We start from the raw sequence: 17,601 nt of genomic DNA on the forward strand, positions 1-17,601 counted from the left end.
AAATACCCTCCAAAACGAAGTAAGCTATATGCACAATTATGATACTATGTTCTCGGAGATTTTTCAAGAAAACACCGATAAAATGAAGTCGCCGGGTTCATACATCGGGCAGCTGCCAGTCGATGGGCGTCTGCCCCGTGCTTTCGAGGAAAGCGTTGGCACGCGAGAAGGGACGGCTGCCGAAGAAGCCGCGGTGGGCGGAGAGCGGACTTGGGTGCGACGATTCGATTACGGCGTGCGGCGGCGCAGCGATCATTACTTTCTTGCGGCGTGCAGGCGCACCCCAGAGAATGAACACGAGGGGCTTTTCCCGCGCAGCGAGGAGCGCGATGATACGATCGGTGAAAGTCTCCCAGCCATGCCCGTGATGCGAGGCGGCGGCGTGCGCACGCACGGTCAATACGGTGTTGAGAAGCAGCACGCCCTGCTTCGCCCACGGGGCAAGGCAGCCGTTGTTCGGCGTCCGGCAGCCGAGGTCGCTCGCCAGCTCTTTGAAGATGTTCTCAAGCGACGGCGGCGGCGCAACGCCTGCCTGCACGGAAAAAGACAGTCCATGCGCCTGTCCCTCTCCGTGGTAGGGATCCTGCCCCAAGATCACGACCTTCGTATCGGCGTAGGATGTATAATGAAGCGCATTGAAAATCGCATACATATCGGGAAATATGCGGCGCGTGCGATACTCGTCGATGAGGAAGCGGCGCAGCTCTTGATAGTAGGGCTTCTTCATCTCATCGGCAAGCAGCTCTCCCCAATCATTTTGAAAAATCTTCATGGCGTATCACTCCTTTTCGTCCATAATTATAGCAGATTGCAAAAAATCATCCGACAAATGGTATGCGCTGGCGCAAAAATTCTTATCCCATATTCCCAAAGCGGCGTTTTTACAGTATACTGAGAAATATAGGTATCCTTGATACATTCAGCCCCAGCGGTCGCCGCACGGAAAGGATGGTTTTTATGCGCCTGCGTCGTTTGCGCAAAGTTTTTCTCGTATTCGGGCTTGCCGTCTTTTTGGCGGCGGGTACGGCTTCTGCCGCGCCGATTCTTGCGGAGAACTCCCACGGACACGATGTTTTCAAACTGCAAAAGGAGCTGAAACGCACCGGCTATCTCACGGATGAGCCGGATGGCATTTTTGGCAGCCGCACGAAGAACGCTGTACTCGCATTCCAACGCGCTGAGCGGCTGAAGGAAACGGGCGTCGTAGACCGCGAGACGTGGAACCGCCTGCAAAAGCACCCTGCGCAAGGAGACGGCGTCCCCGCCGATGTACGGCCTGCACCGAGCGGCGCGGCGAATACGCCGGCGGCGAGTCCCGCGCCAAGCGATGTGACGAACGCCGCCGACGCAAATCCCGCAGGAAATGCAGCGACGGGCAGCGGCAAGATCCCCGTATTGGAACCGCGTCTGAAGAAGCCGCCGGAAAGCCGCCCGTTCCTCGTGCGCACAAAGGTGGCAGGCGTCATAGCGACGGCAAAAAAATATATCGGCACACCGTACAAATTCGGCGGCACAACGCCAAAAGCGTTTGACTGCTCGGGCTACCTGCAATATGTTTTCAAAGAAAACGGTCTGACGATCCCGCGCACGGCGGATGAACAATTCAAGCTCGGAAAAAGCGTTCGCACGACGGAACTTGTCGAAGGCGACCTCGTGTTTTTTGAGACGTACGAAGCCGGCGCTTCGCACTGCGGCATCTACCTCGGCAGCGGCAGATTCATTCATGCCTCGACGAGCAAGGGCGTGCGCATTGATGAGCTTTCAAGCGACTATTGGCGAACGCATTATTACGGGGGCAAGCATATCGTCGATTGAATGAACGGCATACGATAGGAACATGTTCTCCTTTGGTTCGATCTTCTTATGCCCACGCAGGAAGCCTTTTCCTTATTCATTATACAACAAACCATGAAAAATCCCTTCCAGATGCAGAAATGAACTGCAGCGGAAGGGATTTTTTCTACATTATTATGGGTGAAATTCAGTGTGCCGCCGCACCGCGATACGATTCGGCGAGGATCTGAATGGGGTGGTAGACGACCTGCGGCATATCGTTGTGTACGATGCCGTCCGTGATGTGCATGCGGCAGCTCGGGCAGCTCGTCGCCACGAGGTCTGCGCCCGTCGCGGTGATGTTGCTGCACTTCCTGTCGTTGATTTCACGGCTCATCTCATAGTGCGCCATGCAGAAGGAGCCGCCGGAGCCGCAGCAGCGGTCGTGCTCTTTCATCTCGACGAATTCCACGCCCGGGATCGCCTGCAAGACCTTGCGCGGCTGCTCGGTGATGCCAAGACCGCGGATCATGTGACACGGATCGTGCATCGTGACCTTCTTGTTGACGGGCGAGAGATTGTCGGTGCGGAAGCCTTTCTCGATGAGAAGCTCGCTGATCTCTCGTACCTTCGCCGCCATCTTTTCGGCGCGAGGACGCCATTCGGGATCGTCCTTGAGCCATTCGGGATAGTGCTTCAAGGCTTCGACGCACGAGCCGCAGGCGCCGATGATGTAGTCGACGTCGAGAGCTTCGAAGACGCGGATCGTGTTGCGCGCGAGCTGGTTCGCGAGGTCGAAGGCGCCCGATACATGAATCGGCGTGCCGCAGCAGTGCTGCTTCGACGGCAGCACGACCTCGATGTCGTTCGCCTTGAGGACGTCGATGACGGCGTCGCCCATGTCCGTGTACATGTAGTTGATCGTACAGCCCGTGAAGAAGGCGACGCGGAACTTGGGGTTCTCCACCTTGATGACTTCGGGATATTGGCTGCGCAGCGGGCGCGACGCCAAAGGCGGCGTCGCGCGGTTCGGATCCATGCCCGGCATGGGCAGGCGCGATTTCACAGCATTCTTGCCCGGCACTTCCTTGAAGGACATCCAGCCGAACATGCCGCCGAGCTTCAGCGCCGCATCGAAGAGCGGACGGTTCTGCAGGAGACGGAAGACGTTCTTCTTGATCGGATGCAGACCGCGCGCCTTGACAGCGGCGTTCCTGCCGCGCAGGATCAGCTCGTCGGCTGCGACGCCGCACGGGCAGTTCGCCGCGCAGCTCTTACAGTTCAGACACATCGCCATGATGTGGTCGAACTCCGCCGAGATGGGCACCTTGCCCGAGAGATAGCCCTGCATCAGAGAGATCTTGCCGCGCGCGACCATCTGCTCTTTTCTCGTCTCGCGGTAAATCGGACAGACGGCTTGGCAGTTGCCGCACTTCATGCAGTTTGCCATCGCGTCCTCGATGTCAGCGAGGAGCGATGTGTCGTGCTTGTTCAGGTCTGCCGCCGTAAACTTTTTCGTATCTTCAGCCATAGGTCAGCACTCTCCAATCAATTTTCCCGGGTTCAGAATGAGGTTCGGGTCGAGTGCGCGCTTGATCTGGCGCATGGCCTCCATGCCTTCCTTGCCGTGCTGCAGCTCCATCCAGGGCAGCTTGCCGAGACCGATGCCGTGCTCGCCCGAGAGCGTGCCGCCCAGCTCGACCGCACCGCGGAAGATGTCGTCCATCGCCTCATGGACGCGCTTCGTCTCCTCTTCGTCGCGCAGGTCGCAGACGATCGTCGGGTGCATATTGCCGTCGCCTGCATGGCCGAACGTGCCGATCGTGACGTTGTGATCCTTCGCCGCCTTCTTGACGATGGCGAGGAATGCCGGGATCTTGCTTCTCGGAACGGTCGCATCTTCGACGAACGTCGTCGGGCGCAGCTTCGCAAGGCACGGAAGCGCCATGCGGCGAGCCGTCCAGAGCTGTTCCTTGTGCTTCGCGTCGCGGGCAAGCGTGACTTCGCGTGCGTTGTTTTCTTCCAGAACCTTCATGACCTTGTCCGCCTCGTCCTCGACGACCGTCGGATGACCGTCGACCTCGATGAGGAGAATCGCGTCGGCGTCCGTCGGCAGTCCGACGTGCATGAAGTCCTCGACCGTGCGGATCGTCGCGTTGTCGAGGATTTCGAGCGTCGCAGGGATGATCTTCGCGGCGATGATGCCCGAGACGGCGCGGCCCGCATCCTCGATCGTATCGAAGATCGCGACCATGCTCTTCGTCTTTTCCGGCGCAGGAACGAGCTTCAAGAGAGCCTTCGTGACGACGCCGAGCGTGCCTTCAGAACCCGTGAAGAGCTTCGTCATGTCGTAGCCCGAGACGTCCTTGACGTTCTTGCCGCCCGTATGCAGCACATCGCCGTTCGCGAGGACGATTTCAAGACCCTGCACATAGTTCTTCGTGATACCGTACTTCAAGCCGCGCAGACCGCCCGAGTTCTCCGCGATCGTGCCGCCGAGGCTCGCCGTCTTGACCGTGCCCGGATCGGGCGGGTAGATGAGCCCGAACTGCGCGATGTGGTCGTTGATGTCCTGCACGATGACGCCCGCCTCGACCTCAGCGATGAGGTTTTCGAGATCGACGTCGATGATCTTGTTGAAGCGGAGCATGGAGAGGACGATGCCGCCCTTCAAAGGCGCCGTGCCCGCCGAGAGATTCGTGCCGGAGCCGCGCGTGTAGACGGGGATCTTGTGCTCATTTGCAAACTTCAAGACCTTCGAGACTTCCTCCGTCGTGCCGGGGCTGACGACGACGTCCGGCATGTAGATATGACCCGGCGTCGCATCGTAGGCATAGGAATAAAGTTCCTCTTCCTTCGACTGAACATTCTCCGCACCGACGATCTTCGCCATCTCTTCTGCCAACTGCTGCTTTTCCATGTAGTATGCACCTCTTTCACAATGGTGGTTATCATAGATAAAATCTATAGGGTAGATAATCTTCCTATTAATTCTAAGTATCGCATATTTTTTGCATTTGTCAATGGAAAATTGCGACTTTTAACAATTATTCCGATGGTTTTTCTATGGTACAAGTCACAAACCCCGCTGCAGCGGGACTTGTGGCTTGTCATTTTCTCTCGCAGCGACCAACGAGCGACCAACCCCGGCGGCGCGATATGGCGACTGGTATCATTTTGGTATCACGGGCGGCGCTTTGATATCAGAGAGCGACCGCCTCGCTGCAGTGTCAAGGGAGCGCCCGAAGGGCGCACCGCCTGCGGCGGCTTGCCCTTGACACGTTGGGCGGCGATACGCTCCCTTTGGCGGCAGCAAGGTAGTACCTTGCTGCCCTTTCTTTTTCGCTCGCGCAAACCAAAAACTGCAGCGGGAAAAAATCTGCAGCCCAAACGCGCCGCCATCGTCGGCGCTGCCGGGCGCGGTCATGGACGACCGCGCGGTGTCGTAGCGTGAAGCGGTGCCAAGACGAATCGAGGCGCGGCGCGCCTTGCGAACGCCGCTTAGCGTCCGAGAGCGGCACGCGAAGCGTGTGCGAACGGGCGCAAAGCGTGCGGGCGCATGATGCGCCGCGCCTCGATGCCGGGCGACTTCGGAGACGCGAGTGCCGGACAAGAAAACGCCGGAGCGAGAACCGTCCCACAGGGGCGCGGGGGAGTGTGCCGCGAGGCACCCCATCTTGCGCTCCTTTGTGCCGGAGCGGCACAGTGTCCGCGCAAAGCGCGGCGGCGTAGCCCCCTTCCCCCCCTCGCTCACTTGAATGCGCTTTTCCTCTTCCCCCGAGCGCAGTCCGTTTTTCTGCCCCGGCGCTGCGCGTGGTGGAAGCACGCGCGGCTCAGGCGTGCGGTCGGCTTGGTGATACCATTGGCCAAGGTACCGACCGCTGGCCCCGTCTGGCAGAAAAACCCTGCCGGAGCGCCGAAGGCGCGTGAGGCCGAGCACGGGCGGGGGATGGGGGGGAGCGCGAGGGGGGGAAGGGGGCGAAGAGGTGGACAGGTAGCACGGGCAAGGGATTGACACTCTGCAGCCGCTGCGCCCGAAAAAGTCTCTCGGCTTCTTCCTGTCCGCCGTCCGAACGGCTCCCCCGCGCCCCTGTGGGACAGCCCGAAGCGCTGCAAGGCAGGCGACGGCCGCGCCGCGCGAATGTCGCTCATCTCGGCCAAGCCCCTGCCGCTGGGGCTTTTGGCGTGGGCATCCTCTCGGCGCGGCCTTGTCCCGGGAAGCGTCCCGGCGGCTTTTGCCGCGCCGCCCGCGCCAAAACGCCCCTCGCTTCTTCAGAGCGCCTGTGCGAGGCGGTAGGCCCTTCCCCTAGGCTAGATATACGATGCACCCTTTGGCGCGTCTGTGCGCCATCTGAGAGGCATTTCCAGCGACATTTGACAGCGGGCGCATAGACGCGGGCGCTGTCGGGTTCGCCTCGCTGCGCGTGGCCGTCGTGGGACTGCGGGCGTTGTCCCGGGAAGCGTCCCGGCGGCTCTGCCCCCAGTCCCGGGGCGGCGACGCGCAGCCGCCAGAGCGAGGCAGTCCGTCGGAGAAGTCTCGCTCTGGCGTACAAAACAGAGAAAAATCCCCCGGAGAAGTCTCGCCCGCGCGTACAAAGCAGCAGACAACAAAAACCGCTGCACACACGCGAACAAGCAAAAAACGCGCACCTTCGGCCCGCTGCACCAAAAAACGACCGCCTCAGAGCGGCTACAAGCCCCGTATATTTCATGACAGGGGATAAACCTCACGCCTTTTTCGCCGCTGCAGCCATAGCGGCAAACAAAAAAGCATCCGACAAAAGCGCGTTTGCCGGATGCTTTTCGTTTCGCTTGGTCTACCTGTCAAGAGCCTTGCTTGCGCTCGCTGCGAGCGTACGCCTTCGCAAGCTCATTGATCGCCGCCGTGCATTTGTCAATCGAACGCTCAATCCGCGTCAAAAGATAAAACGTCACGACGATGGGGAAACCGACGGCCGAAACAGCCGTCAAAATGGTCTCTTCCATCGCGCTGCCCCCTTACGCCAGCTCGATGTCCTGAACACGCTGGATAAACGCCGCCTTGAGGCCCTTCATCGGAAGCCCCTTCGTGACAATTGCGTGCTTGTCAATGATCGACTGCGCCACCGTCTGCGCCGCCGCCTTCGTCAGTCCGGGTTTCGGATCCTTCAGCGAGAGCGTATGGGTCTGCGTATCCGTGACCTTAAACACCATCTTCAGAATGTCTGCCATGTCTTTGCACCTCCTTCACCTGCAGGAAAACACCTGCTTACTCTGCGAGCTTCGCCTTATCGCTGCGCTCGATCGCGCCGAGCGTATGTTTCTGCAGCTCAGCGATCTGCTTGCCGATCTCGAAAGCGTCGTCGTCGGTGATCTCCGGGTTTACGCCCGAAACCACGCGCGTCGAATACGTCGGCTTACCGAACTTATCCGTGCCCGTCTCAACGCCGATCAGAATCGAAGTCGTCTTGTCCTTGCGAGTGACTGCCATGCCATTCATCTCCTTTCCTGCAGCGTACCGTCAAAAGCAACAAACCCCTCGCGCCGTCAAGCGCGAGGGGGCTGCTGCGGTTGACAGCCTATCTCTTGGCTTCATGATACCAAAGCCGAAAAGATCATGCGGGTAAGGCTGTCAACCTTCGCTATGTGGTTTTCTGCTGACACAGAGGGGTTTCCTTGCATCTGATACCAATTATACCACAGCTGCAAATAACTGGCAAATCCCACTTCGGTATCTGATACCATTTGAAGAAACAGCACCGACGATAGCGATATACGCGCCGCCACTCCGTCGCCCGCCTCTCGCCTCGCCCTGCTGCCCCGCGAGGCGCTTGCGCCGCCGTTCGGACGGCGGACAGGAAGAAGCCCGGAGACTTCTTCCGGCGCAGCGGCTGCAGAGTGTCAATCCCTTGCCCGTGCTACCTGTCCACCTCTTCGCCCCCTTCCCCCCCTCGCGCTCCCCCCCATCCCCCGCCCGTGCTCGGCCTCACGCGCCTTCGGCGCTCCGGCAGGGTTTTTCTGCCAGACGGGGCCAGCGGTCGGCACCTTGGCCAATGGTATCACCAAGCCGACCGCACGCCTGAGCTGCGCGTGCTTTTACCACGCGCAGCGCCGGGGCAGAAAAACGGACTGCGCTCGGGGGAAAAGGAAAAGCGCATCCAAGTGAGCGAGGGGGGGAAGGGGGCTACGCCGCCGCGCTTCGCGCGGACACTGCCCCGCTCCGGCACAAAGGAGCGCAAGATGGGGTGCCTCGCGGGGCACGGCGCAAGCGCCTCGCGGGGCGAAACCTCGACCGAGCCTATCCACGTCCGGCGCTCGCGTCTCCAAAGTCGCCCCACGAGCCGCAGGGGCGACAATTCCTCTCCCTACGCTTGCGCTTCGGTCGGGAACTATCGCCCCTGCTCGCAGCAAAGCACCGCATCACGCTACGACGAAAAGCGCGGTCGTCCATGACCGCGCCCGGCAGCGCACCAAAAAAAGCCGCGCGGCTTCTCCTGCCGCGCGGCAAAGGCTTTTTATAAATAAAAAGTTTTAATCGACATCGTTCAAATCGGCATCATCCAAAAACGTCGTCAACTCCCAATCCGTCACACCTCTTGCAATCGCCGCCGCCATATCATCCCAACGCGCCTTCATCAGATCCGCATCGCCCTCGTTCGACAAAAAGCCGACCTCGACAAGAACCGCGGGCATCTCCGTATGACAAAGGACATAAAGCCCCGGCCGCTCCTTCACGCCCCGATCCGCCAGAGGAAGCGCCCCGACCATCTGCGACTGGATGCACTCGGCAAGCGCCTCACTCGCCCCGCCCCGCGCATAACAAAACGTCTCCACGCCATGCGCGAAACTGTCAGAAGCACTATTCGCGTGAATCGACACAAAGCAGTCCGCATTCCATTGGTTCGCTTCCGCCGTCACAGAAAGACCGATGCCGCCGCCGACATTATCCGACTGCAAGCAATAAACCTCAAGACCAGCCTCACACAAATAATGCGTGACGCGCCGACCGATTTGATCTACAATCTTCGCCTCAACGATACCATTTCCGATCGCACCGGGATCCGGCACGCCGCCCGGCGCGTGGCCGGGATTGATAAACACCCTCATGACACCTCTCCTATTCGCTCGTAAAAAGCTCCAACGTGATACCATTCCAGTCATTCGTGATACCATAAACATCCTCATGCAGCCCATCGCAGCTCTCCACCGTAAGACGATCCTCTATCACCGAAAAAGACACGTCCACAGAAAGCGCGAGGATCGCGTCCTCGACATCCGACCAATCCGCATACACCCCGGACAAATCCGGCAGAGGCTCATCCGCTTCCGGCAGCGCCTTGCCGCCCGAAAGCGGCGCGGGCGCCGCTGCCTTCGGCGCAGCCGCCGCCTTCGGCGGCGCAGCGTCAAACACCGCTGCGACCTCGGGCGGCAGCGTATAGGCATAAAGAACGCCGACCTTCTCGCGCGTCAAAAGCCCCGCTCTCAAAAGCCGCGCTCGCACCTGATGAAACGTCCCATGTGACATATCCAGCGCATGACGAATATCCGCTTCCTTGACCGCCTCGCCCGGATGTCGGGCGAACCATCGAAGGAGCCTATGATCTACGGTCATGTTCGAATCAACTCCCTCTCTGCATCCATGAGGCTCTCCAGCGCCATGCGATGCACAACATTCTTCGTCTCCTGAGACAAAACGACGTACTCCGGCGCACGCCTTCCCGCGCGGGGCTTATGCAAAATATATCCCCCCAAAACAAGCTCGCGCCGCGCGTCCAAAAATTGCCGATGTGACAGCCCTAAAACTCCCCGCAGCAAACTCTCTGACAAAATGATTGGCCACTGCCAATGCGCTGCATTGCCATAGTACATGAGAACGTACCAGAATGCCATCGCACGAGCAGACAAGGGCTTGAATAAAAGCTGTCGATGAAACCCAAGGATTTCTGACAGATAATTCATGCGTCACTTCCCCCGCACCTCACCCGCTGCCAAAATCCATGCATCTGCCGCTTTGACCGGGATCAGCATCTTTCGCCCCACCCGAACCGTCGGGAACCCCTTCACCTTAGCGAGGCGGCGAATCGTTCCGATGCCGATGCGCGTCCTCTTGCTATACTCCAAAGGTGTCATCGTAAAAACTTCATCCATCTTCAGCACTCCTTTCGCCTTTATCTTACCTCATATTGTTACATTACGCAACGTCATGTAACGGATAAATTCCGGAGTTTTTTGACGAAATCCTGTCATTTTCGCCCTTTTTAGTTACATAGAGTAACATTTCGCGGCATAGCTTTTTGTAGCGCGACGCGTCGCGTGGTGCTATAATACAGCATGAGGAGGTACGGCCTTATGTCGATCGGTGACAACATACGCGCAGCGCGACGCGCCCGGAAAATGACACAAGCGGAACTCGCTGAAAAAGTGGGGCTCTCTCGTCCGACCATCGCACTCTACGAGGCAGGAAAAAGAGAACTGACAGCCTCGCAGATCGTTCCTTTTGCTCATGTCCTTGATACGTCTCCATTGTTCCTCTTGGAAGGGACGCGGGGGGGGGGGCCTTCTTCTCCTTCTCTTTCCCTGCTCAAGCCCGACGAACGGGAGATGTTGGAGCGAATCTTGCAGGCCTATCTTGCTGCCCGTCCCTAATGCTTTTTTGTTTTGTTTTATTTTATTTAATATATGGGTGCGGTTTGCAGGTCGCTTTGCGGTGCATATATGCACCGCAAAGGGTACCGCAAACCAACCTGCGAGCCTCGCCGATCAAGTTTTATCCACAGTCTTTTCCACAGGATATACACAGGGAAAGGGGGCTTTTGGATGAAGCGCGGCAACGGAGAAGGAACGATCTATTTTGACCAAAGAAAAAACCGCTGGATTGCAAAAGTGACCGTCGGCTACAACGCCGAAGGAAGAGCCGTGCGGAAAAGCCGCACGGCTCGAACAAAAGAAGAAGCGATCCGCAAGAAGAGCGAACTGCAGCAAGCACACTGGACATCGGCCGCATTGGATGCTGATCGGCTAACGGTCGCCGAATATCTGACACTCTGGCTTGACACCTGCAAAGTCGGGCAAGTCCGTGAGACGACGCTCGTGCAGTATCGGTGCTACATCTGCAAGCTCGCCGCACAGATCGGAGGCGTACGCCTTGCAGCGCTCTCGCCGATGCACGTCCGTGCCGTCGCCAAAGATGCAGATACCAACACGCTGAAGCTCTTGAAATCCGCGCTTCGGCAAGCTGTCACGGACGGTCTGATCGCAAAGAATCCGGCTGACGGCATACGCGCGTCAAAGACGCAGCGCCATGTGCGCGCGGCGACTTTGACGGATGTGCAGCGGGCGATCGAGGCGGCGCGGCGACAAAAGCCAATGCTGGCGCTCATCTTGTCCATCGCGCTCTATACAGGGATGCGCGCGGGGGAAATTTGCGGTCTTTGTTGGAGTGACATTGACGGCACGCGCGTCACGATCCGCCGCACGACCGTTCGCTTCGGCGGGCGCGCGCAAACTGCAGCGCCAAAGACGCGGCGTAGTTTGCGCGCAATCGAGATGCCGAAGAGTCTCGCAACAGAAATCAAGGCATATCGTGCACAAAAGGTTAGAGACGCATTGAAAGACGGCGTACCCGTCAAAGACGCACTCTTTTGCCGCCGTGACGGCAGTCTCCAAACGTCCGTGGACATCGGCGGTACACTCAAGCGCTTTTGCATAAAGCTCGGCCTTCCGGTCATTCGTATGCACCAAATCCGCCATCTTCACGCCACAATGCTTTTTGCCGCAGGCTGGTATCCGAAGGACATTCAAGAGCGTCTCGGGCACGCCTCTGTCGTCATCACGATGGACACCTACACGGAGTACATTCCCTCGCGCGACAAGGACATCGCCGCCTATCTGGAGACACTCTACGGCGGCCAACAAGAGACCAACGCGGGCGATACATAGCGTCAATTTGTAACGCACTATGGCACATTCGGGGCGCTATGCAAGGGAGTTCATGCACATAATATTACATTTCGTCACGTCAAATGACTGGTATCAAAACCGATGGTTTTTCTAAGATAACAGCCGCAAGCCCCGCCAATACGGGTTTGCAGCTTGTCGTTTTCCCTGACAGAGCCCATCGAAAGCGCACTATCGACGTTAAACGATACCGACTGGTAGCACGAACAGTATCATGGGATGATAATCGGGGAAACCATCCTTGGGCATCCCTGCCATACATCCCGCATATTTCTGCATTTACAAATATATGTATATGGTATATATTTAGAGAAACGCTGATCGAGATGCATTTGCTCAGATTCGCTCCGATGGTTGACGGAATTTATCCGTAAGCCCGCACCAAGCATGGGTTTGCCGAATGCCCATACCGATCAAAAACGAGGAGGTGACGCCATGCGCCGCCATAGAGACAAAATCGCTTACTTTCTCATTACTTTTGCCGTCTGTCTCATCCTCATGACGCTGTCCACATACAAGACGACGCGCATGGCAAATACGATTCTCTATACATCCGTCGCCATCTCGCTTCTCGCGGAGAACATCCCGAAGGTCGTAGAGATCCCCCTGCACTACGCGCATCCCGTGAAGTGCATCGAATACTTCATGTTCTTCGTCGCCGTGCTTTGCTTCATCACGGTCGTCATGCGGTATCTTCATTTGTTCTAAAAAAGGCTGTGCAGCCGTCAGATTCGGCGGCTGCGCAGCCTTTTTTCGTCCATACCGATGGAGCGCATCATCGAAGCAGCTTCGCTTACGACGATCAAGAAAATATGAATCTCTCTCATTTTTCCACTTGCCCCCCCGCAAGATATGTTATCATTATCAGTAGACAGACCACAGGCGGGGTTCTTGAGGGAACTTGGATACTCAGAAACTCCTTCTTGATGGTTTGACTAACGTTCATTTCATCTATTTTGAAGGAGGAGTTTTTCATGAAGAAATCTCTGACAGCAGCTCTGACGACGGCGCTCGTCGTCGGCGCAGCATCGACGACGTTCGCAGCAGCGAACCCCTTCAGCGACGTCCCGATGGATCATTGGGCGTACGACGCCGTCGCACAGCTTGCCGACGACGGCATCATCGAGGGCTATGGCGACGGCTCATATCGCGGTGAAAACGAGATCACGCGCTATGAGATGGCGCAGATGGTCGCAAAGGCGATGGCGAAGGAAGATCAGGTCAACGCCCGGCAAAAGGCGATGATCGACCGTCTCGCCGCTGAGTTCAGCGAGGAGCTGAACAACCTCGGCGTACGCGTCACGAACCTCGAAAGCCGTATCGACAATGTCAAATGGACAGGCGAATTGCAGTACACGTACCAGAAAATCGATGGGGATTATTTCGACAGTCATCCGGATGAACGGACGAACGACCATGAACTGCTCTTTCGTCTGGAGCCGGAAGCCACAGTCAACGATCATTGGAAGGTCAAGGCTCGTCTCGACGCTGCATGGAATCTTTCCGAGGACAAGTCAGATGAAGATCACGACAGCAAAGTATCGCTCAAGCGAGCCTACGCCGAAGGTACTTATGGTACAACGGTCATCAATGCTGGTAAATTGCCTGTCTTCACAGAGCAAGGCGTCCTCATCGACGACGATTTGTCTGGTGTAGCCGTGACCTTCGGAGCGGAACAGCCGTTCTCCGGCACGATTTTTGCCGGACGCTACAATCTTGAAAATTCAGGTTGGGGCGGCGAATTGAAGGAAGCGCAGAAAGCTGGTATTAATGCTAGCGGACGGGCGGACGTGCAGATGGTCAACCTCAACTGGAATCCTTCGGAGAAGTTCCATGTCGGCGCAGACTATGTGCGTATGAAGAACACAGATTTTGTCCGCGATCTGGCGGGCTTGGCAGCGCCTTGCAACATCTGGGGACTCGGCATGACGTGGCGTCCCGAGAGCACGGTCGCCCTGTCTGGCGGTTATTGGAAGAATACGAGTCATGAAGCTCGCTTTGTTACGAAAGAGAATCTGAAAGCCTATAACATAGAACTTGCCTATAAAGGGGCAGAGCCTGAGAATCCGCGCACTTTCGGACTTCATGTGGCGTATCGCTACCTCGGCGGAGGCACGGCAATCACCCCGACCTTTGATGGCGCGATGTGGAACACGAAGGGTTGGGAGGTCGGCGGCGAATACACCTTCGCGAAGAACATCGTCGGCACGCTCATCTACTTTGACGGAGATATCATCTTCCCGAGAGGCGTTACAGGCAAGACAGGAGAAAAGAAGGCGTTCGCTCGTCTCGAATACTTCTTCTGATATAACGAGCAGCCGTGCAGAATTCCTGTACGGCTGCTTTTTTCGGCGTATATGGAAGGCTGTGCAGCCGTCAGATTCGGCGGCTGCACAGCCTTTTTTATTTCTTCCCCAAGATGTTGTGTCGAAGCGCGTAGTCGACAAGCTCCGAGTTCTGCGTACAGCCGAGCTTTTGCAAAAGGCGCGTCTTGTAGGTCGAGACGGTCTTGATCGAGAGGTAGAGCTTATCGGCGATGGTTGAGAGCGAATAGCCATGCACGATAAGCTCCATGACTTCACGCTCTCTGGCAGAGAGCATCCTATTGACGATGTGCTGCCCTGTCTTACCGTCCCAGAAGGCGCGCCTGTTCTTCGAGACGGGCGACGCGCTCGGCGGTCGCCGGATGCGTGGAGAAAAGGCTCATGAAGGCTTGGCGTGAACCGGCAAGAGGGTTGACGATGAAGAGATTGCCCGTCGCGGGACGCGCTTCGGCTTCGCGCATCGGCGGCATACTCGCGACCGTGCCGGAGATCTTTTCGAGCGCCCGCGCGAGGTAACGCGGGTTGCCGCAGATCTCGCCGCCCGCCTTGTCTGCATCGTATTCTCTGGATCGTGAGATCGCAAGCTGGATGAGCGTCGCCGCGAGCGGTGCAACGAGGACGGCGAGAAGCGTGCCGACGATGCCGCCTGCGCCCTCGTCATCGTCCGAGCGTCCGAAGATCGCGCCCCACTGCGCCATATAGGCGAGCATGGAGATTGCACTGCCCATAGCGGCGGCGATCGTCGAAGTCAACGTATCGCGGTGCTTGATGTGCGAAAGCTCATGCGCAAGCACGCCCGAAAGCTCTTCACGGCTCAAGATGCCGACGATGCCGCGCGTGACGGCGACAGCGGCGTGCGAAGGACTGCGCCCCGTCGCAAAGGCGTTCGGCGTCTCGGATTCGATCAGACAGACCTTCGGCATCGGCAGCCCTGCACGCGCGGCAAGATCCGCCACGAGATGACAGAGTTCGGGCGCTTCTCTCTCCGTCAGCGGCCGTGCGCCGTACATCCGGAGCACGATGCTGTCGCTGAACCAATAGGAAAAGAAGTTCATTGCCAAGGAGATGACGAACATCATCATCGCGCCGCCCTTGCCGCCGATCACAGCGCCCAAAACGACGAGAAGCATCATCATGAGCGCCATCAATATCGCAGTTTTTATCGTATTCATAAAGAAACCTCCCAAAATGATTGATACGAAAAAGACCTTACCTCAAAAATGGATGCGGCGCAAAGCAACGTACAAAGGAAAGGGGAGTGCAGTCCATCGGCTGAACCGAAAACTGTACTCCCGTTTTGTATGTCAAAAACTTGACACAGCGGAGAAAAGCGCTGAAAACTATCGCTCTCCCTGCCGCAAAACAAACCTTACTTCATCTCCACGAGGGGTTTTCCCGTCATTTCGGACGGAATTTCAAGCCCGGCGAGCGTCAGAAGCGTCGGTGCGATGTCGCAGAGTGCGCCGTCATGCGCCTTCTTCACGCGGTCGGACACGCATATAAACGGCACGGGATTCGTCGTGTGCGCCGTGAACGGCTGTCCCGTCGCGTGATCGACCATGCGGTCCGCGTTGCCGTGATCGGCGATGATGCAAACCTCGCCGCCCATCTTCTGCGCCGCCTCGACGAACCTGCCGACGCAGGCGTCGACCGTCTCGACCGCCTTGACGGCAGCTTCCATGACGCCCGTGTGACCGACCATGTCGCCGTTCGCGTAGTTCAGGATGATGAAGTCGTACTTGCCCGATTCAATGGCAGCGACGACCTTGTCCGTGACTTCGAGCGCGCTCATCTCGGGCTGCAGATCGTATGTCGCCACCTTCGGCGAGGGCACGAGGATGCGGTCCTCGCCCTTGTACGGCTCTTCGACGCCGCCGTTGAAAAAGAACGTGACGTGCGCGTATTTCTCCGTCTCGGCGATGCGAAGCTGTGTCATGCCGTGCTGCTCGATGATCGAGCCGAGCGTGTTCTTGATGCTCTCGGGCGGATAGGCGATTTCGACGTTCATGCCTTCCTCGTACTGCGTCATCGTCGTGAACGCGAGATCAAGCCCCTCGACGCGAGGGAAGCCGTCGAATTTCGTATCGGTAAAAGCGTGCGTAAGCTCTCTCGCGCGGTCGGGACGGAAGTTGAAGAATATGACGCCGTCGCCCTTCTTCATGCCCGCATAGCCGCCGATGACGGCAGGGACGACGAATTCGTCCGTCACCTTCTCCGCATACGAGGCTTCGATGGCTTCCTTCGCCGTCGCCTTCTTCACGCCGTCTCCCTTGGCGATGGCGTCATACGCCTTTTCGACGCGCTCCCAGCGCTTGTCGCGATCCATAGCGTAGTAACGCCCCGAGATCGTCGCGATCTCGCCGATGCCGATCTCGCGGCACTTCTCTTCGAGTTCGGCGAGATAGCCCGCCGCGCTCGTCGGCGGCACATCGCGCCCGTCGAGGAAGGCGTGCACATAGACTTTCGAGAGTCCATTCTTCTTCGCCATTTCGAGAAGCCCGTAGAGGTGCTTTTCGTGGCTGTGCACGCCGCCCGGCGAAACAAGCCCGAAGAGGTGCAGTGCGCCGCCCGACTTCTTCGCACTCGCGATGGCATGAATGAGCGCCTTGTTCTCGAAGAACGTGCCTTCGGCGATCGCTTTCGTGATGCGCGTAAGCTCCTGGTAAATGATGCGCCCTGCGCCGATGTTCGTATGCCCGACCTCGGAGTTGCCCATCTGCCCGTCAGGCAGGCCGACGTACTCGCCCGACGCCTGCAGCTGGGCGTGCGGATATTTCGCCGTGAGTCCGTCCAAGACGGGCGTCTTTCCGACGACGATGGCGTTCGTCGGATCTTTCGGGTCGCCGATTCCCCAGCCGTCCATGATGATGAGCGCGACCGGTGCATGTTTCAAAGTTGCCATAGATCTACCCCTTTCCTATGGAGTATGTTACAAATATTGCAGGAAGCCGCCCTGAGAGGCTGCTCCCCAAAAGGAGCGGCATCGCATGTGCAGTGCCGCTCAAAAGGTTTCCTTTTCGTCAGAACTTGAGGAACCACTGATAAATTCAGCCACCCATCTTCACGCATCTGCGCTGTCCTCTCGTCGTCGACAAATCCTCGACGTAGCACCGCTACGCCTCCGGTTTGTCTCCTTGCTGAGCCGTCCAAGAGCCAAGTCCGAAGGACGCAGGCGATTGGGCAACGGCTCGTATGCGAAAACGTCCCAAGAATGCAAGCGCGAAGCGCGTCGCATGATTGGCTGACGTTGACCGCGATAGAACCAGCGCATCTGCGCAAATCTGGGCGACTTCATTTTATCAGCGGTTCCTTACGATCTCGCTGAAGTCCTTCGCCTTGAGCGACGCGCCGCCGACGAGAGCGCCGTCGACGTTCGGCTTCTCCATGAGGCCGGCGATCGTTGCGGGCTTGACGCTGCCGCCGTACTGGATGCGGATGGCGTCTGCCGCGTCCTTATTGAATACCTCGGCGACCGTCGCGCGAATGGCGGCGCAGACTTCCTCCGCCTGCTCGAACGTCGCCGTCTTGCCCGTGCCGATCGCCCAGATCGGCTCGTAGGCGATGACGA

Annotated in this window: 21 protein-coding genes; 6 read left to right on the forward strand and 15 right to left on the reverse strand. The window is 58.0% G+C overall.

Annotated features, from left to right (window positions below; genetic code table 11):
• Positions 1 to 97: 97 nt before the first annotated feature.
• On the reverse strand, positions 98 to 772 hold the full coding sequence (locus ACO5Z0_RS10970; RefSeq protein ID WP_442673075.1) for a uracil-DNA glycosylase: 675 nt from the start codon (positions 770 to 772) through the stop codon (positions 98 to 100).
• 185 nt (positions 773 to 957) lie between these two features.
• Here ACO5Z0_RS10970 and ACO5Z0_RS10975 point away from each other — a divergent pair, with 185 nt between their 5' ends.
• A complete protein-coding gene (locus ACO5Z0_RS10975; protein WP_485650333.1) occupies positions 958 to 1,815 on the forward strand; it encodes a C40 family peptidase in 858 nt (285 codons plus the stop codon).
• Between the two features lie 166 nt (positions 1,816 to 1,981).
• On the opposite strand, the gene ACO5Z0_RS10980 is transcribed toward ACO5Z0_RS10975, so the two are convergent.
• The 6 genes from ACO5Z0_RS10980 to ACO5Z0_RS11005 all read right to left on the reverse strand — a co-directional run bounded on the left by ACO5Z0_RS10980 (position 1,982) and on the right by ACO5Z0_RS11005 (position 7,243).
• A complete protein-coding gene (locus ACO5Z0_RS10980; RefSeq protein WP_485650334.1) occupies positions 1,982 to 3,304 on the reverse strand; it encodes a (Fe-S)-binding protein in 1,323 nt (440 codons plus the stop codon).
• A 3-nt stretch (positions 3,305 to 3,307) separates the two neighbouring features.
• Positions 3,308 to 4,693, reverse strand: a complete 1,386-nt coding sequence (locus ACO5Z0_RS10985) for an FAD-binding oxidoreductase (RefSeq protein WP_485650335.1) — start codon at positions 4,691 to 4,693, stop codon at positions 3,308 to 3,310.
• Between the two features lie 252 nt (positions 4,694 to 4,945).
• Complete coding sequence (locus tag ACO5Z0_RS10990; protein ID WP_485650336.1) at positions 4,946 to 5,599, reverse strand: hypothetical protein; 654 nt, start codon at positions 5,597 to 5,599, stop codon at positions 4,946 to 4,948.
• A 998-nt stretch (positions 5,600 to 6,597) separates the two neighbouring features.
• On the reverse strand, positions 6,598 to 6,759 hold the full coding sequence (locus tag ACO5Z0_RS10995; protein ID WP_485650337.1) for a YvrJ family protein: 162 nt from the start codon (positions 6,757 to 6,759) through the stop codon (positions 6,598 to 6,600).
• 12 nt (positions 6,760 to 6,771) lie between these two features.
• Positions 6,772 to 6,984 carry a DUF2922 domain-containing protein gene (locus ACO5Z0_RS11000; RefSeq protein WP_485650338.1) on the reverse strand — a complete coding sequence of 71 codons (213 nt, stop codon included), beginning with the start codon at positions 6,982 to 6,984 and terminating at the stop codon, positions 6,772 to 6,774.
• 37 nt (positions 6,985 to 7,021) lie between these two features.
• On the reverse strand, positions 7,022 to 7,243 hold the full coding sequence (locus ACO5Z0_RS11005) for a DUF1659 domain-containing protein (RefSeq protein WP_485650339.1): 222 nt from the start codon (positions 7,241 to 7,243) through the stop codon (positions 7,022 to 7,024).
• A gap of 599 nt (positions 7,244 to 7,842) precedes the next feature.
• Here ACO5Z0_RS11005 and ACO5Z0_RS11010 point away from each other — a divergent pair.
• Positions 7,843 to 8,205: a hypothetical protein gene (locus tag ACO5Z0_RS11010; protein WP_485650340.1), complete on the forward strand. Its 363-nt coding sequence runs from the start codon at positions 7,843 to 7,845 to the stop codon at positions 8,203 to 8,205.
• A gap of 78 nt (positions 8,206 to 8,283) precedes the next feature.
• On the opposite strand, the gene ACO5Z0_RS11015 is transcribed toward ACO5Z0_RS11010, so the two are convergent.
• The 4 genes from ACO5Z0_RS11015 to ACO5Z0_RS11030 all read right to left on the reverse strand — a co-directional run bounded on the left by ACO5Z0_RS11015 (position 8,284) and on the right by ACO5Z0_RS11030 (position 9,900).
• Positions 8,284 to 8,859, reverse strand: a complete 576-nt coding sequence (locus ACO5Z0_RS11015; RefSeq protein ID WP_485650341.1) for an N-acetylmuramoyl-L-alanine amidase family protein — start codon at positions 8,857 to 8,859, stop codon at positions 8,284 to 8,286.
• 10 nt (positions 8,860 to 8,869) lie between these two features.
• Positions 8,870 to 9,364 (reverse strand): hypothetical protein, encoded by a 495-nt coding sequence (locus ACO5Z0_RS11020; protein ID WP_485650342.1) that lies wholly within the window; start codon positions 9,362 to 9,364, stop codon positions 8,870 to 8,872.
• The gene (locus ACO5Z0_RS11025) at positions 9,361 to 9,489 is read right to left on the reverse strand and encodes a hypothetical protein (protein ID WP_485650343.1); all 129 of its coding nucleotides are present in this window, start codon (positions 9,487 to 9,489) and stop codon (positions 9,361 to 9,363) included. The genes ACO5Z0_RS11020 and ACO5Z0_RS11025 overlap by 4 nt, the downstream gene beginning before the upstream one ends.
• 225 nt (positions 9,490 to 9,714) lie before the next feature.
• Positions 9,715 to 9,900: an excisionase family DNA-binding protein gene (locus ACO5Z0_RS11030; protein ID WP_485650344.1), complete on the reverse strand. Its 186-nt coding sequence runs from the start codon at positions 9,898 to 9,900 to the stop codon at positions 9,715 to 9,717.
• Between the two features lie 201 nt (positions 9,901 to 10,101).
• On the opposite strand from ACO5Z0_RS11030, the gene ACO5Z0_RS11035 reads away from it, so the two are divergent.
• The 4 genes from ACO5Z0_RS11035 to ACO5Z0_RS11050 all read left to right on the forward strand — a co-directional run bounded on the left by ACO5Z0_RS11035 (position 10,102) and on the right by ACO5Z0_RS11050 (position 14,015).
• Positions 10,102 to 10,398: a helix-turn-helix domain-containing protein gene (locus tag ACO5Z0_RS11035; RefSeq protein ID WP_485650345.1), complete on the forward strand. Its 297-nt coding sequence runs from the start codon at positions 10,102 to 10,104 to the stop codon at positions 10,396 to 10,398.
• Positions 10,399 to 10,569: 171 nt separating this feature from the next.
• A complete protein-coding gene (locus ACO5Z0_RS11040; protein ID WP_485650346.1) occupies positions 10,570 to 11,691 on the forward strand; it encodes a site-specific integrase in 1,122 nt (373 codons plus the stop codon).
• 453 nt (positions 11,692 to 12,144) lie between these two features.
• Complete coding sequence (locus tag ACO5Z0_RS11045; protein WP_442673079.1) at positions 12,145 to 12,417, forward strand: hypothetical protein; 273 nt, start codon at positions 12,145 to 12,147, stop codon at positions 12,415 to 12,417.
• A 266-nt stretch (positions 12,418 to 12,683) separates the two neighbouring features.
• The gene (locus tag ACO5Z0_RS11050; protein WP_485650347.1) at positions 12,684 to 14,015 is read left to right on the forward strand and encodes an S-layer homology domain-containing protein; all 1,332 of its coding nucleotides are present in this window, start codon (positions 12,684 to 12,686) and stop codon (positions 14,013 to 14,015) included.
• 97 nt (positions 14,016 to 14,112) lie between these two features.
• Here ACO5Z0_RS11050 and ACO5Z0_RS11055 read toward each other — a convergent pair whose 3' ends face one another.
• The 4 genes from ACO5Z0_RS11055 to ACO5Z0_RS11070 all read right to left on the reverse strand — a co-directional run.
• A complete protein-coding gene (locus ACO5Z0_RS11055) occupies positions 14,113 to 14,310 on the reverse strand; it encodes a response regulator transcription factor (protein ID WP_485650348.1) in 198 nt (65 codons plus the stop codon).
• Between the two features lie 25 nt (positions 14,311 to 14,335).
• A complete protein-coding gene (gene htpX / locus ACO5Z0_RS11060) occupies positions 14,336 to 15,205 on the reverse strand; it encodes a zinc metalloprotease HtpX (RefSeq protein ID WP_485650349.1) in 870 nt (289 codons plus the stop codon).
• Between the two features lie 197 nt (positions 15,206 to 15,402).
• Complete coding sequence (gene gpmI, locus ACO5Z0_RS11065) at positions 15,403 to 16,935, reverse strand: 2,3-bisphosphoglycerate-independent phosphoglycerate mutase (RefSeq protein ID WP_485650350.1); 1,533 nt, start codon at positions 16,933 to 16,935, stop codon at positions 15,403 to 15,405.
• A 397-nt stretch (positions 16,936 to 17,332) separates the two neighbouring features.
• Positions 17,333 to 17,601: triose-phosphate isomerase (locus ACO5Z0_RS11070; RefSeq protein ID WP_485650351.1), on the reverse strand; the 269-nt coding region annotated here is incomplete at its 5' end.

This window comes from Selenomonas sp., assembly GCF_057272215.1.